The sequence below is a fragment of the Natrarchaeobius oligotrophus genome (genome assembly GCF_003841465.1).
Lineage (GTDB): Archaea > Halobacteriota > Halobacteria > Halobacteriales > Natrialbaceae > Natrarchaeobius > Natrarchaeobius oligotrophus.
The window spans coordinates 446146-460533 of record NZ_REFZ01000001.1; the positions used below are offsets into that span (position 1 = coordinate 446146).

14 protein-coding genes, 1 tRNA gene and 1 pseudogene are annotated in these 14388 nt (G+C 64.0%); 13 read left to right on the plus strand and 3 right to left on the minus strand.

Translation table 11 applies throughout. The annotated features are described in order from the left end of the window. Positions 1–306 precede the first annotated feature (306 nt). A complete protein-coding gene (locus tag EA472_RS02240) occupies positions 307–765 on the plus strand; it encodes a universal stress protein (RefSeq protein ID WP_124189876.1) in 459 nt (152 codons plus the stop codon). 147 nt (positions 766–912) lie between these two features. Here EA472_RS02240 and EA472_RS02245 read toward each other — a convergent pair whose 3' ends face one another. Then, complete coding sequence (locus EA472_RS02245; protein WP_124189877.1) at positions 913–1329, minus strand: hypothetical protein; 417 nt, start codon at positions 1327–1329, stop codon at positions 913–915. Positions 1330–1467: 138 nt separating this feature from the next. Here EA472_RS02245 and EA472_RS02250 point away from each other — a divergent pair, with 138 nt between their 5' ends. The 3 genes from EA472_RS02250 (at position 1468) to EA472_RS02260 (ending at position 4529) form a co-directional block, all read left to right on the plus strand. Next, on the plus strand, positions 1468–2445 hold the full coding sequence (locus EA472_RS02250) for an ROK family protein (protein ID WP_124189878.1): 978 nt from the start codon (positions 1468–1470) through the stop codon (positions 2443–2445). Between the two features lie 85 nt (positions 2446–2530). Continuing rightward, entirely contained in the window at positions 2531–4090 is a 1560-nt protein-coding gene (locus tag EA472_RS02255; RefSeq protein WP_124189879.1) for an LVIVD repeat-containing protein, read from the plus strand. A 73-nt stretch (positions 4091–4163) separates the two neighbouring features. After that, positions 4164–4529: a NifU family protein gene (locus tag EA472_RS02260; protein WP_124189880.1), complete on the plus strand. Its 366-nt coding sequence runs from the start codon at positions 4164–4166 to the stop codon at positions 4527–4529. Positions 4530–4733: 204 nt separating this feature from the next. Here the strand turns inward: EA472_RS02260 and EA472_RS02265 are convergent, their stop codons facing one another. Then, positions 4734–5300: a hypothetical protein gene (locus EA472_RS02265; RefSeq protein WP_124189881.1), complete on the minus strand. Its 567-nt coding sequence runs from the start codon at positions 5298–5300 to the stop codon at positions 4734–4736. A 219-nt stretch (positions 5301–5519) separates the two neighbouring features. Between EA472_RS02265 and EA472_RS02270 the strand changes: the two genes are divergently transcribed. The 9 genes from EA472_RS02270 to EA472_RS02310 all read left to right on the plus strand — a co-directional run bounded on the left by EA472_RS02270 (position 5520) and on the right by EA472_RS02310 (position 12760). Further along, the gene (locus tag EA472_RS02270; protein WP_207891105.1) at positions 5520–6107 is read left to right on the plus strand and encodes an amino acid-binding protein; all 588 of its coding nucleotides are present in this window, start codon (positions 5520–5522) and stop codon (positions 6105–6107) included. Further along, the gene (locus EA472_RS02275; protein WP_124189883.1) at positions 6104–7051 is read left to right on the plus strand and encodes a homoserine dehydrogenase; all 948 of its coding nucleotides are present in this window, start codon (positions 6104–6106) and stop codon (positions 7049–7051) included. The genes EA472_RS02270 and EA472_RS02275 overlap by 4 nt, the downstream gene beginning before the upstream one ends. Positions 7052–7306: 255 nt before the next feature. Continuing rightward, a complete protein-coding gene (tuf, locus tag EA472_RS02280; protein WP_124189884.1) occupies positions 7307–8569 on the plus strand; it encodes a translation elongation factor EF-1 subunit alpha in 1263 nt (420 codons plus the stop codon). Continuing rightward, positions 8570–8881, plus strand: coding sequence for a 30S ribosomal protein S10 (rpsJ, locus tag EA472_RS02285; protein ID WP_124178671.1), 312 nt, complete (start codon positions 8570–8572; stop codon positions 8879–8881). Positions 8882–9027: 146 nt separating this feature from the next. Continuing rightward, entirely contained in the window at positions 9028–9693 is a 666-nt protein-coding gene (locus EA472_RS02290; protein ID WP_124189885.1) for a rhomboid family intramembrane serine protease, read from the plus strand. Between the two features lie 155 nt (positions 9694–9848). Next, positions 9849–9920, plus strand: a tRNA-Ala gene (locus EA472_RS02295). Between the two features lie 252 nt (positions 9921–10172). Next, a complete protein-coding gene (locus EA472_RS22880) occupies positions 10173–10412 on the plus strand; it encodes a DUF7563 family protein (protein ID WP_124189886.1) in 240 nt (79 codons plus the stop codon). A gap of 663 nt (positions 10413–11075) precedes the next feature. Continuing rightward, positions 11076–11432, plus strand: a complete 357-nt coding sequence (locus EA472_RS22885; protein ID WP_124189887.1) for a DUF7845 domain-containing protein — start codon at positions 11076–11078, stop codon at positions 11430–11432. A gap of 329 nt (positions 11433–11761) precedes the next feature. Beyond that, positions 11762–12760 (plus strand): IS110 family transposase, encoded by a 999-nt coding sequence (locus tag EA472_RS02310; protein ID WP_124189888.1) that lies wholly within the window; start codon positions 11762–11764, stop codon positions 12758–12760. A gap of 300 nt (positions 12761–13060) precedes the next feature. Here EA472_RS02310 and EA472_RS02315 read toward each other — a convergent pair. Further along, positions 13061–14318: pseudogene (locus EA472_RS02315) on the minus strand (magnesium transporter). Between the last annotated feature and the right edge of the window lie 70 nt (positions 14319–14388).

A 14388-nucleotide genomic window follows, 5' to 3' on the forward strand; every position in this document is an offset into this window, starting at 1 on the left:
TCGCCGAGCGCGTGGAAAAATCGCTCGGTGCCGCCGTCCATCGAATCCACTCGTTCACGTCGCGTGGCTCGTTCAGCCGTGGACTCGACGGACAACTCACCCCCGACGGGAGTGCTCTCCCGCCGCGGCGAACCCGCATCTCACCGTACCGTGGAGACGTGGGGACGCGCATTAGCGCGGGAAGGAATCCGTCGAGTGAGCCACGCGGAAATCTTCGAGCAGCGTGGCCGAGAGGACGGTAATACCGACCCCTATTCCGACGAGAAAAGTCACGAATTTAAGTGGGGTGGAGCCGATAGCCGAGGTATGACACTGCAGACTGTCCTGCTCGCCGTCGGACCGGGAGACGTCGAACGAAGCGACGAACTGGCCGAGGCGGTCGTCGAAGTCGCCCAGCCGGCCGACGCGTCGGTGGTGCTGGCGCACGTGTTCACCGATTCGGAGTACGACGAGGTGGTCACCCGCCTCGAGTTCGACGCCAGCAGAGACGAGATCGACGCCGACGAGGTCGCGATGCGACACTCGACGATCCGAAACCTCCAGTCGATTCTCGACGAGTCCGACGTCGACTACGAGATCCGTGGCGCGGTCGGCGACCACGGGCCGTCGATCGTCGACCTCGCGACGGCGGTCGACGCCGATCGGGTCGTCGTCGGCGGCCGACGCCGATCGCCGACCGGGAAGGCGGTGTTCGGATCGACCGCCCAGGAGGTCCTGCTGTCGGCACCCTGTCCCGTCACGTTCGTCCGCAGCAGCGACGAGTGATCGGTCGCGCCGCGGACTGGTTCGGACGAAGTGTGAACTGGTTCGGACGAGCCGCTGTCGACCGTCTTCGGTCGACCACGAACGACACGCGACTGCGGCGGTAGACGGCGACACCAGCCCGTCTCAGCTCACGCCGGCGCGGGAATCTCACCGTTTTGCGCTGCGTTTCCAGGTGCGCTCCTGTCGGCGCTCGCGGACGTGTCGCTCCCCGTCTGCGAGTTCGTGACGGACGCGGTGCTCGAGCGAGACCGTCTCGGCGAGCAGCGTCTCCTGGAAGTCCTCGAGAACGTCGTACGACCAGCGATCGCCGTCGACGACGCCGTGCGGGAGGAGTTCACAGCGGACGGCGTTCGCCAGCTCGTCGTGGCCGGTGTCCCTGAGCAGCGATTCGGCCTCGGCCAGGTGGTCCATCCCGTGTCCGGTCGCGTGGTGAAACTCGAGAAGACTCCCCTGAGCTCGCAGGAGCCACTCGAGGGCGAGTTCGACCTCGTGCAGCGCCTCGCACTCGTCGTCCGTGAGCGAGGGAACGGGCCGGTCGGCGGTCGATGAGTCGTCGGTCGCCATACGTAATGATTGGTGCACGTTAACACGTATGTGTGTCGCCGTCGTTCAGCGGTCTCGAGGGTCAGCTGTACTGATACGTCGCGGACGCCGGCGTCCGATCTGTGTAGTTAAGTGCGACGACGGCCGTGTTTCAGACACATGGTCTACTACGCGGGCGTCGATCTCGGCGCGACGAACGTCCGGACCGTCGTCGCCGAGAGCGACGGAACGACGATCGGGTCGAGTCACAACGCGACGCCGCGGGGTCCGACCGGGATCGACGTGACCGAAGGCGTCCTCGAGACGCTCCGGGAGGCGTGTACCGAAGCCGGCGTCGGTCCGGAAGACGTCACCGCGGCCGGAATCGGCTCCATCGGTCCGCTCGACCTCGCCGAGGGCGCGGTGATCGATCCCGCGAACCTGCCCGATTCGATCGACCGGATCCCCCTGACCGGACCGATCGGGAAGCTGATCGACGACGACGAGGTCTACCTTCACAACGATACGAACGCGGGCGTCATCGGCGAGCGGTTTCACGCCCGGCGAAATCCGGACGACATGGTTTATCTCACGATCTCGTCGGGGATCGGCGCCGGCGTCTGCTGTGACGGCCACATCGTGGACGGCTGGGACGGCAACGTCGGCGAGGTTGGCCACTGCGTCGTCGACCCGCGCGGTCGCCTGACCTGCGGTTGCGGGCGGGAGGGCCACTGGGAGGCCTACTGCTCGGGCAACGGGATCCCCGACTACGCCCGACTGCTCGCCGAGGACGATCCGACGATCTCGACGCGGCTTCCGCTAGACGATCCCGAGTTCACGGCGAGAGACGTCTTCGAACTGGCCGGCGAGGACGAACTCGCGGACTACGTGATCGACCAGTTGGCTCACTGGAACGCCATCGGCCTCGCCAACGTGATCCACTCGTTCGCACCCATCGTCGTCTCGCTGGGCGGGGCCGTCGCGCTGTACAACGAGGAACTCGTCGTCGATCCCCTCCGCGAGCGCGTCCCGGAGATGATCATGGCGAACGTCCCGGAGATCCGCGTCACCGACCTCGGCGACGACGTCGTCCTCGAAGGGGCGCTCGCGAGCGCGCTGACGGAGGGGACGGGAGACCGCGCTCGCTACGGTGTCTAGTCGGCTCCGCGGCCAACCGGCGCGGCCGATTCACCGCGTGCCAGCCCACCCCACGCTATTTATCCGTTCGTTTCCTGGTAGCCGTATGCAGCGGAGACCGTTCCTCCGGCGGAGTCTCGCGGCTCCGATCGCCCTGTCCGTTCCCCCCGTGGCGTCGTACACCACGTCCGCGTCGGCTCGGGCCGGCCCACCCGACTCGGACGGGTACGAACCGCTCGGACGCGTCGATATCGAGGGTGCGGCCGAGGCGGTCGTCGGCGACGACGGCACCACCGTCTACGTGGCCGCCACCACCGGCTTCGCGACCGTCGACGTGAGCGACCCCGGAGAACCCGAGATACTCGCCGAGGAACGCGATCTCCGCGTCGAAGGCGCGCCGCTGCTCGAGGTCCTCGACGTCAAGGTCGACGGCGACGTGCTGATCGTCCCCGGTCCGGCGAATCGGGCCGCTGACTCGCTCTTTCACGGGTTCCTGCGCTACGACGTGAGCGACCCGGCCGAGCCGGAACTCCTCGGAGAGCCCACCGAAACCGGCTTCCACATCCACAACTGCTATCTCGAGGGTGACTCTCTCTACGTCGTCGCGAACGGCTCCGAGGAGAACCCGCTCGTCGTCTACGACGTCGGCGGCGACGAGGCCGCCGAGATCGGCCGCTGGTCGCTGCTCGAGCGCGAACCGGATTGGGAGGACGTCGACTGGCTGGCGCGGTACCTCCACGACGTCTACGTCCACGACGACGTCGCGTACCTCGCTCACTGGAACGCCGGCACCTACCTGCTCGACGTGAGCGATCCGTCCGCTCCCGAGTACCTCTCACACGTCGCCGACACCGACCTCGAGGAACAGCAAGGGATCGACGACGAGGAGGCGCGGCTCGGACTCCCCGGTAACGACCACTACGCCGCGGTCGACGAGGCGGGCGATCTGCTCGCCGTCGGCCGGGAGGCGTGGGCGACCGGCGGCGACGAGCCGGACGGTCCGGGCGGGATCGACCTCTACGACGTGCGCGATCCGGCCGACCCCGCGTTTCGGGCGTCCATCGACGCGCCGCGGGCGGCGGACGAACGATACTACGGGCCGCTGTGGACGACGGCCCACAACTTCGAGCTTCGCGACGGCGAACTGTACGCGTCGTGGTACCAGGGCGGCGTCACGATCCACGACGTGAGCGACCCGTCGGAACCGACGGAACTCGTCTCGTGGCGCGACCCCGAGGCCGCCGGCTTCTGGACCGCCCGCGTCGCCGATCCGGGCGAGGTCTTCGTCGCGAGCAGCACCGAAGCCATCCCCCACGGCGAGACCGACGGCGCGCTCTATACGTTCCCCATCCGCGCCGGCGAGCAGTCCGACCAGCCGTCGCTCACCGACCTCGACGAGCTGGATCTCGAGCCGGCTCGCGACGACGATGACGACGGCGGCGACGGGGGGGCGTCGACCGACGAGTCCGGCGGACAACCCGGCGACGACGGCTCGAGCGACGGCGGAGCCGTCGAATCCGGCGACGACGGCGGATCGAACGCACTCGATCCGATCCCAGGGTTCACCGCGACCGCCGGAGCGGGCGGCGTCGCCGGCGGTCTCGCCGTCCTCGAGTGGTTGCGCCGGCGCGACGACGGTCCGGGCGATGACTCGCGAGATCGGTAACGTTCAGGGTCGTTCCTGACGATTTCGGGCGTCGGACCAAACCTATTCACCGCTCGAGCACCTAATGCGGCCAATGACCGACTCCGACGCCGACCCGACGCTTCGAGAGCGGGTCGAGAACTGGCTCAGCCGCGAGATGCCGATCATCCAGATGCACGGCGGAACGAGCGCGGTCCGGGAGGCCGATCCCGAGACGGGCGAGGTCGTCATCGAGCTCGGCGGGGGCTGTTCGGGCTGTTCGGTGAGCGACGTCACGACGGGAAACATCGAGGCCGAACTCCTCACGTGGCCGGAGATCGACGAGGTCACCGTCCGCGTCCCCGACGCTCGCGAGAGCCTGGGCGGACCGGAGCAGGCCGAATCGATCATGGGAATCGATCGCACCGAGGGCGGTCGCGGCGACTGGGGCTCCTCGAATCCGGGCAAGGATCACCTCTGAGACGGATCGCCGTCGCTGTCCGGGTGTGACCGCAGATCGTTCGCGGTCGCACTGCACGACTGCGCAATCGACGCGTCGGCAAACGACTGACAGCAGTCCGCGCGACCCTCGCGCCGTCATGCGTGCTCGTCGACGTCGAAGCGGGTTCCGGGTCCGCGGCGGCTCCCGCGCCTCGAGTAGCGCCACCACCGAGGCGCGACCCCGTCAGTCGCGTTCCTCGACGTGTCGTTCGACCAGTTCGCGACAGCCGCCGGATGCCGAGACAGTGAAACGATCGCCCGCCGTCGTGTAGACGGTGACGCCGTGCAGGGCCGCGGGTTCGGGTTCGTTCGGCCCGCCCGGAGCCGTCACCGTCGCGGGCAGATCGTAGACCGTCGTCCACCGTTCTTCGTACACCTCCCCTTCGAGAACGATGTCCGCTTCCCACGAGGCCACGTCCGCGTGGCTGAAATCGGAACTCGACCCACCGAGACGGAGGCGCTTGCAGTGGTCGAACGCGACCACGATCCCGTCGCGGGCGACCACGTTCGCGTCGCCGTCGTCCACCCCGGCCGGAGTCCGTTCCGTTCCCGTCACGGGTTTCGTCTCGGTCGTCTTCGAGTCGACGGTACCGCTGGTCTCGTCACTCGGACCGTCCGGACCGACGCCGACACCGTCGAACGAGTCGTCCTCGTTCCGTGCCAGTGCAGCGCTCGTTGTACCGGCCGCGCCTACACTCGCCGCGACGGCAGCCAGGACGGCACGCCGACCGCTCGGCGACTCGCGATTCATACGCCGACCGTCCACGGTTCGGGTTATATACTCCGCGCGGATTCGCGAACGGTGAGACCGGTCGACCGAGACGAGCCGTCCGCTCGGCGGACGCGTCGCCGCATGGTGTTCGTTGACACCCACGGAGAGTTTTGGGAACGCCTATATGCTTTTACGCGTCAATTGCGGAGTCGTACACAATGACGACGCGTGGACGCCCGCAAGCAGGAGGTGACGTCGATGGTTGACGACCTCGAGGAGACCGTGACGGAGACAGACGAGAGCGGCGAGGACGAGCCGGAGACGGACGGCGGCGTTCGCGCCTACACCGTTCGACTCGAGCTCGTCGACGAACCCGGCGAGCTGCTGCGCGCGCTCGAGCCGATCGCGAACAACGGCGGCAACCTTCTCAGCATCCACCACGAACGCGGCAACATGACACCGCGCGGTCACATCCCCGTGGAGGTCGACCTCGAGAGCCCGCCGGACCGCTTCGACGACATTGTCGGAGCCCTGCGAGACGCCGGCGTCAACGTCATCCAGGCGGGCGCGGAACACTACGGCGAGGAGATCAGCGTCGTCCTGGTCGGACAGCTCGTCGAGAGCGATCTCTCGGATACGCTCTCGCGGATCGAAACCGAGATCGACGCCGTCGTCCTCGACCTCTCGCTCTCGGCACCCGAGGGGACGAAAGCCGTCTCGAGCGCGCGGGTTCGCCTCGCGATCGACTCCGGACGCTCGGACGAAGCGCTCGCGGCGATCCGGGCGATCGGCTCGGAGAAGGAACTCACCGTCGTCGAACCGCTGCTCGGAGGTGATGTCCCGTGAAACTCGCCGTGTTAGGTGCCGGCGACGTCGGCCGGTCGGTCACGGATCTCGCCGGCGAGTACGGCCACGACGTGGTCGCGCTCGCGGACTCGAGTAGCGCCGTGATCGATCCGGCCGGAATCGACGTCGAGCGCGCCCTGGAGCGAAAGGTCGGGGGCGACCCCGTCGGAACGGCCGACCCCGAGTCGGTCTTCGACGCCGACTACGACGTCCTCGTCGAGGCGACGCCGACCACCCTCGACGACGCCGAACCCGGCTTCAGCCACGTTCGGCGCGCGCTCGAGGCGGATCGCCACGCCGTGTTGGCGAACAAAGGTCCCGTCGCCGAACGGTACGACGAGCTTCGGACGCTCGCGGCCGACAGCAGGGGATCGATCCGGTTCGAGGCGACCGTCGGCGGCGCGATTCCCATCCTCTCGACGATCGAAGACGAGACGCCCCAGGCCGTGACCGCCGTGCGGGGCGTGCTCAACGGCACCGCGAACTTCATCCTCACGCGCATGGCCGCGGAGGGACTCGACTACGAGCACGTCCTCGCGGAAGCCCAGGACCTCGGCGTCGCGGAGGCGGATCCGACGTTCGACGTCGACGGCACCGACGCCGCGCTCAAGTTCGTCATCCTCGCGAACGTGCTCGCCGACGGCGGCTTCTCCCTCTCGGATGCGACGGTCGAGGGTATCCAGAACATTCCCGGAAGCGCCCTCGACCTCGCCGCCGAGGACGGCCGCACGATCCGACTCATCGGTGAAGCCTCCCGAGAGGGCGTCCGCGTCGGTCCGCGACTCGTCCCCGAAAACGGCGCGCTCGCCGTGACGGGAACGCGAAACATCGTCCAGATCGAAACGAAACACGCCGGCAGCCTCCACAACAGCGGCCGCGGCGCGGGCGGTCCGGAGACGGCGACGGCGGTGCTATCCGACGTCGGGCGGCTGGCCGAACTGTAGCGTCGGTTCGACTATCTCGGTTTCTCGCGTTCGTTCGACTCGAGGCCGTTCGCGGCCACCGTCACCGACCACCGATCGTCCGGACATCTGACAGGACGGCGACTCGAGTCGCCGCCGGCGCAACGCCGAAAAGCGTGTGTACGAGACACAAACCGCAAGCGGGCGTCGGGTTCGACTGAATACGCTTTCGAAATGGTTTTAACCGCAACGAGCCAAAGAGACCGATATAAGCGCCTCTGCGCGTGAGCTACAACAATGAGCGAACGACACCAGAACCTGGCCATCATCGGCCACGTCGACCACGGGAAGAGCACGCTCGTGGGACGACTCCTCTACGAGACGGGGAGCGTACCCGAGCACGTCATCGAACAGCACCGCGAGGAAGCGGAGGAGAAGGGCAAGGGCGGATTCGAGTTCGCCTACGTCATGGACAACCTCGCCGAGGAGCGCGAACGCGGTGTCACCATCGACATCGCCCACCAGGAGTTCTCGACCGACGAGTACGAGTTCACCATCGTCGACTGTCCGGGCCACCGCGACTTCGTCAAGAACATGATCACCGGTGCGTCCCAGGCGGACAACGCCGTCCTCGTCGTCGCGGCTGACGACGGCGTCGCGCCCCAGACCCAGGAGCACGTCTTCCTGGCCCGCACCCTGGGCATCGACGAGCTCATCATCGGTATCAACAAGATGGACGTCGTCGACTACAAGGAGGACACCTACGACGACGTCGTCGACGAGGTCACCCAGCTGCTCAACCAGGTCCAGTTCAACACGGACGACGCCGAGTTCATCCCGATCTCCGCGTTCGAAGGCGACAATATCGCCGAGGCCTCCGACAACACCCCCTGGTACGACGGCAACATCCTGCTCGACGCGCTCAACGCGCTTCCCGAGCCCGAGCCGCCGACGGACGCGCCGCTGCGGCTCCCGATCCAGGACGTCTACACCATCTCCGGTATCGGTACCGTCCCCGTCGGACGAATCGAGACCGGCGTCATGAACATCGGCGACAACGTCTCCTTCCAGCCCAGCGACGTGGGCGGCGAAGTGAAGACGATCGAGATGCACCACGAGGAGGTCCCGAAGGCCGAACCCGGCGACAACGTCGGATTCAACGTACGCGGCATCGGCAAAGACGACATCCGCCGCGGTGACGTCTGTGGCCCCGCCGACGATCCGCCGAGCGTCGCCGAGACGTTCCAGGCCCAGATCGTCGTCATGCAACACCCATCGGTCATCACGGCGGGCTACACGCCGGTCTTCCACGCGCACACGGCGCAGGTCGCCTGTACGATCGAATCCATCGACAAGAAGATGGACCCCTCGAGCGGCGAGGTCGCCGAGGAGAACCCCGACTTCATCCAGTCGGGTGACGCTGCCGTGGTCACCATCCGACCGCAAAAGCCCCTCAGCATCGAGCCGTCCAGCGAGATCCCGGAACTCGGGAGCTTCGCAATCCGCGACATGGGTCAGACCATCGCGGCCGGAAAGGTCCTCGACGTCAACGAGAAATAAATGCAGCAGGCACGCGTTCGACTCGCGGGCACGAGCCCAGACGACCTAGACGACATCTGCGACGACGTCCGCGAGATTGCGAACAACACCGGCGTCAACCTGAGCGGCCCCATCCCGCTGCCGACGAAGACCCTCGAGGTCCCGACGCGGAAGTCGCCTGACGGCGAGGGTACCGCGACGTGGGAGCACTGGGAGATGCGCGTCCACAAGCGCCTGATCGATCTGGACGCCGACGAACGCGCTCTCCGACAGCTCATGCGCATTCAGGTGCCTAACGACGTCTCCATCGAGATCGTTCTCGAGGATAACTAGATCGCTCGCGGTTTTCGCGATTTTCCGGTCGACAGCCGTCTCGAGTGACGACGCCGCTTTCGCTCCGCACACCGTCGACGGCGCGAGCGTCTCACGCGATGAGCCCACGGCGCAGGCTTTTTGCGCTCGCTCACGGAGTACCCCCCATGCCGAACCGGTCGCGGACGTCGTCGCAGGTCGGATCGGAACCGCAGTCGAGTTCCGACGCCGACTCCGGTTCCAGCGGTCCGATCCTCGAGTTGCTCGTCGTCTTCGTCGCCGTCTACGTCGCCCAGGCGGTCGCCGCGTTCGCCGGCGTCATGGCCGGCCTGTTCGTCCTCCAGCCCCCGCTCGCTGTCAACCCGTGGACGATCGTCACGAGCGTCTACGCCCACGGCGGGCCGTGGCACCTGCTTTCGAACGGCCTCGCGCTGATCGTCTTCGGCTGGCCCGTCGCTCGAGCGACGACCCGGCTCCGGTTTCACACGTTCTTTCTGGTCACCGGCGCGCTCGCGGGCGTCTCCCAGATCGTCCTGACGGAGTTCGCAGCGGCGCTGCCGCTCGTCCCCGGGACGCCGACCCCGGGCGTCCTCGGCGCCAGCGGGGCCGTCTTCGCGCTCCTGGGATACCTGATCGCCTCGAACCGGCTCTCGTCCGGTCTGGCCTCGTTCGTCGACGTCCCGCGCTGGCTGACCGTCCTCGTTTTCGCCGGCCTCGCCGCGGCGGTCACGCTCGCGACCGCCGCACCCGGCGTCGCGCTGATCGCCCACTTCACCGGCTTCCTGCTCGGTGCCGTCGCCGGCCGCGCCCGCGTGCTCAACGTCGGTCGGTGAGCCGGGGTCGTACTGGCGGTACGACGGGACGACTCGAGTGAACGTCGACAGAGACGACTCGAAACGTCGGCGAGACGTATCCGTCCGTGGGTGGTTTTCACGCTCTGCCCGCGAAACACAAGCTACAAATAGAAACCGACGGTAGGATTGCTCGAGGGCTCGTAGATCAGCGGCAGATCGCTTCCTTCGCAAGGAAGAGGCCCCGGGTTCAAATCCCGGCGAGTCCACTTCTTCACGTCGCTTCGCTCGTTCAGTCGTGGACTCGCCGAACATCGCAAACGCTTCGCGTTTGCTCAATCCCGGCGAGTCCATAGCGACACGGGCGTTTCTCGAAGCGTTCCACTAACTGGCTCGAGAGTAGCTGAAGCTGAATTTCACTTCGAAGAGTGTACCGTACAAACCCCCGCTGAGAATCGAAGGACGAACAAATCCGAATCCGCCCCGACGCCGTCTCGTGGTTTTTCCGAGGGAAAACGGGGGTGGTCGGCGTGAGTTCGTCACTTCGAATACAGGTTAGTAAAAGCACCTGTCAGCATTGGGGCACTCACGTTACCGAGCAGCTCGCCCGCGTCTTCGGTGACGATCGCGACCGCGCCCACCACTGCGGGAAGTGCGATAGCTACGCCCGACTAAGTCGAGGCTCTGCTGCCGGGCTCGAGGTCTCGATTCCCGATCCCGAGACGTCGGAAGGTCGTCACGGGGGTGAGCCGGATGCGTAAGCCGCTGTTCGTCCCTGCGAGCGAGTTATACGACGTCGGAAGTCGAACGCCGATCGTCCATCCAGCTCACCAGGCCGACGACGCCGACGTTCACCGTACCATCGAAAATCGAGATGAAACCGCGTGAGCGGCAACTCTACGAGCGGTAGTGAACGAAAAGAGGGGCCAGCTTCTACTATCCGTGATGGATTATGCCCGACTACTACTGTCACTCGTGTAAACGGAACTTCTTCACAGACGCCGAGAACGAGTACGGTACGTACGAGTTCCGTCGATGCTCGCGCTGCGGTAGTGCGAAGACGACGCTCGCACCGTAACCCGATTCCAGCCAGTCCTGGCAGCAGTTACCGCTCACTACACGCGGCTACTGACCGTTCGTTTTCAAAATCTGAGAACTCGAGCGGAAACAGAGGGGATTCGCGATGAGCCGTCTCGTCGATTCTACCGAGTGTGAGCGGTGCGACGAGCCAGTTCCCGCGACGAGTCGCCTCTGTCCGAACTGCGCTCGCGAAGCCCGCCGCGCTCGAGGTGGTCCGCTGTGAGACCGTCGCTTGCGGAGTGTCCGGTCTGCGGCGCTGGAAGCGAGAAGGTGTACCGCTGTTCGGAGTGCGGGCCGATCTCGTCGGTCGATCGAACTCCGAGGACGATCAGGAGCAGTAGCCGATGGCGAATCACGTCGAAACGACGCCCCACGAGGTTGAAGGCCGCTGGAAATGGCCAGACTGGGGTCGCGGTCCGTACGACGCACTCTCGTCGGTCATGCTCGGTCCGGCGTTCGAGGGATACCTCGAGCTGAACGTCGAGATCGACGGCGAGCCCAGGCGCGTTCGAATCGAGGCGATTCTCTCCGAGCTGAAAGCGAGCAGTTTCGAGAACGTGCACACAATCGCCGCTGAAGCCCTCGAGAAGTGGTCGAAGTCAGGAAACGATCCATCGCTACTACGACGAGCGCAGCTGACGTGGCGGACTCCTGGAGGCGGGACCGAAGTCGGGTACGTCGGACCGGTCGCCGATCGCTGAACCGGCCCTGGTAGTGACAACACTATTCCGATACTCTCGTTGTGCAAGTACAGTTGTCTTGGCCTTGTTGAAAGCCTCAGCTGGTGATAGGTTTCAGCGGCCGTGCTGACTCGATGGAAATTCTGCTATCCCATGAGAGCGTGAAACAAGTATGGGACGCAAGAAACCGAGCTGTATTCCGTGTCCAAGAACACGTGGTGCTGACTGGTTCGAGTGCGTAGGAAGCCGAGTCCTGGGCATCACAGCCCGACTGCCGCCGGGAGCGGCAGTCGGGAAAGCCCGTATAGGTGAATCTCTGTTTCACGCACCGGCGTTCCAAGGTGAGTCCAATGTTCATTGGAATCGACGTACACAAACGGTACTCACAGATCGCAGTACTGGACAAAAACGGTGAGATCGTCGAAGAGGTTCGCGTCGAAAACGCGAACCTCGACGACTTCGCCCAGCAGTACGCTGGGTCAAAAGCCGCGCTTGAAGCGACCACTAACTACTACCACATCCATGATACGCTTTCAGCGTATCTGGATGTGACCGTCGCCAACCCCGGCGAACTGAAGTTAATCTCCGACTCGGACAAGAAAACTGACCGCGTCGATGCGAAACAACTCGCTCGGATGGTTCGGTTAGGCTCAGTTCCTGAAAGCTACGTTCCAACCGACGAGGTTCGACAAGCCCGCGCACTTGTGCGCGGGCGCCAGAAGCTCGTCGAGAACCGGACCGAGTACGCGAACAAGATCCATGGCTTGTTGAGTGACCACGGGATCACTCAGGAGGTGAAACCGCTGAGCGTAGAGGGACGAGAGTTCCTGGCGGAACTCTCGCTCCCGGCCCCGTGGGATGCGTTGCTGGAGTCGTATCTGGAACTCATTCAGGTACTCACCGAGCAGATTGAGTCGTTGGAAGTGGAGATCAAGGAACGGGCTGGGTCTCTGAAGGAGACCCAGCTCCTGATGACGATTCCTGGTGTGAGTTACTTTACGGCGTTGACGATTTACGCGGAGTTAGGAGAGATTGACCGGTTTGACCGGGCCAAGGAAGTTGTTAGCTACTTCGGGTTGAACCCGATAATCCGCGAGTCTGGCGACTCGCGGTTTGAGGGAAGCATCTCGAAGCGCGGATCAGGACGAGTTCGGTGGTTGCTCGTTCAAGCGTCATACTCAGCGGTACATACGTGCGAAGACGAGTACCTCAGCCGGTTTTACAACCGGTTAGCTCGAAAAAAGAACTCGAAAACAGCGATTGTAGCAACCGCCCGGAAGCTGCTGGTTTCAATGTATCATATGCTGGACCGTGAGGAAGTATACGATCCACCAGGGGTGAGTGCCTGAGCGCCGCCGGGGCGGCGCTCATTGGCCGGTTGGTGGCAGCGTGAGTGACTGCTCTCGCAATCAAGAAGTCTCCCGCCTGATGGCTGTATCAGTAGCTATCGGTTCGCCGTTTGTCGATTCTTTGCTCAACGAGTAGAGCAAGTCTTCGTACCCCGAAAAATTATCTTGGCAAACGTGGTTTGGTCAGCCAGCAGAATTTCCATAGGTGAATAGAAAGCGCTTATCTCGCATAGAGGGCAGTCGGATTGGTGTTACCAGATTAGTCAAGCACATCTAGCGACAGGAGTTTACCAGCGGCACTTATAACAGGACCGCCTGGGCCAATCCGAGGAAGACAAAAAAAGCCTAGCACATCGGTCGCCGTAGTGATGAAGATCGTCGCAGACGTGGCTGGATCGAATCCCACCCGGTCGAGTAACAGCGGCGTAATGGCACCGAAAAAGCCTGCAATCACGAGATTTGCGACCATTGAGATGCCAATAACGCCCCCGAGTAAGAGGCCAAATTCGCCGAACGAAAAGGCGATAGCGATAACGGCGACAAGCACACCGGTAATCATCCCATTGACGGCACCGGCAACGACTTCGTTAAAGATGACACGCTTGCCGGTGTTGAGTGACACCTCACCGAGTGAAATCCCACGAACCGTGACCGCCATCGCCTGTGTACCAGCATTTCCCCCCATCCCGGCGACGACCGGCATGTATGCTGCCAAGATGGCGACAGCAGCGATGGTTGACTCGAACAACCCAACCACCGCTGCAGCCATAAACGCCGTTCCGAGGTTGAGAATCAACCACTTGTATCGTCGCCGTACCTTGGTACCTGGACCATCGAGAACGCTCTCTTCTTCAGCGACCCCGGTGAACTCGTAGAGCGTTTGCCCCCGCGCCTCTTCGAGTAGCCGCAACAAGTCCTCGGCATGAATCACTCCGAGGATGTCTTCCTCTTCATCGAGGACGGCAACGGAACGCTCGCGGTTTTGCCTGAATACCTCAAGAACTGCTTCGTCATCGCGGTCGTACCGGACGTAGGGCGTCTCTTGAACGTAGTCGCTGATCGTCTCGGTTTCAGGATCGGCTACGGACAGCGCTGCACCGGGGAGTTCGCCTTGTAATTCCCCATCGCCAGTAACAAAGATCGTCGGAACCCGTCCCCTTCTCTCTTCGAACCGACGAACGCGTTCGATCACTTCTGGGAAGTCCCGCGTTTCATCAACGGTGACGTAATCGAGGCTCATTACCCCCGCTGCACTTTCAGGGTCGAACGAGAGTAGAAAGTCGATTTTCTCGCGGCGTTCGCTATCGAGCGTCGCGAGCAGTGTCTCACGTGTTTCCTCGTCAGTGTACCCGAGAACGTCCGTCACCTCGTCCGGATCGAGCCAGTCGATAAATGTCTCCAATTCAGACCGACTCATGTCTACGATGAGATGTTCTTGCACCTCCTCCGGGAGTGCGAAGAACACGTCACGCCACTTGCTTAGTGGCAGGTCTGTGAACGGATTCGACGGCTTCGAAGCCATCGCAATCGTTTCCTGTATATCCGTCTGCTGAGTCATATGCGGAGTATATAAGCCGAGCACTAAATCACGACTGATGGCGCTATCGTAATAGGACCCTCTCAGCAGT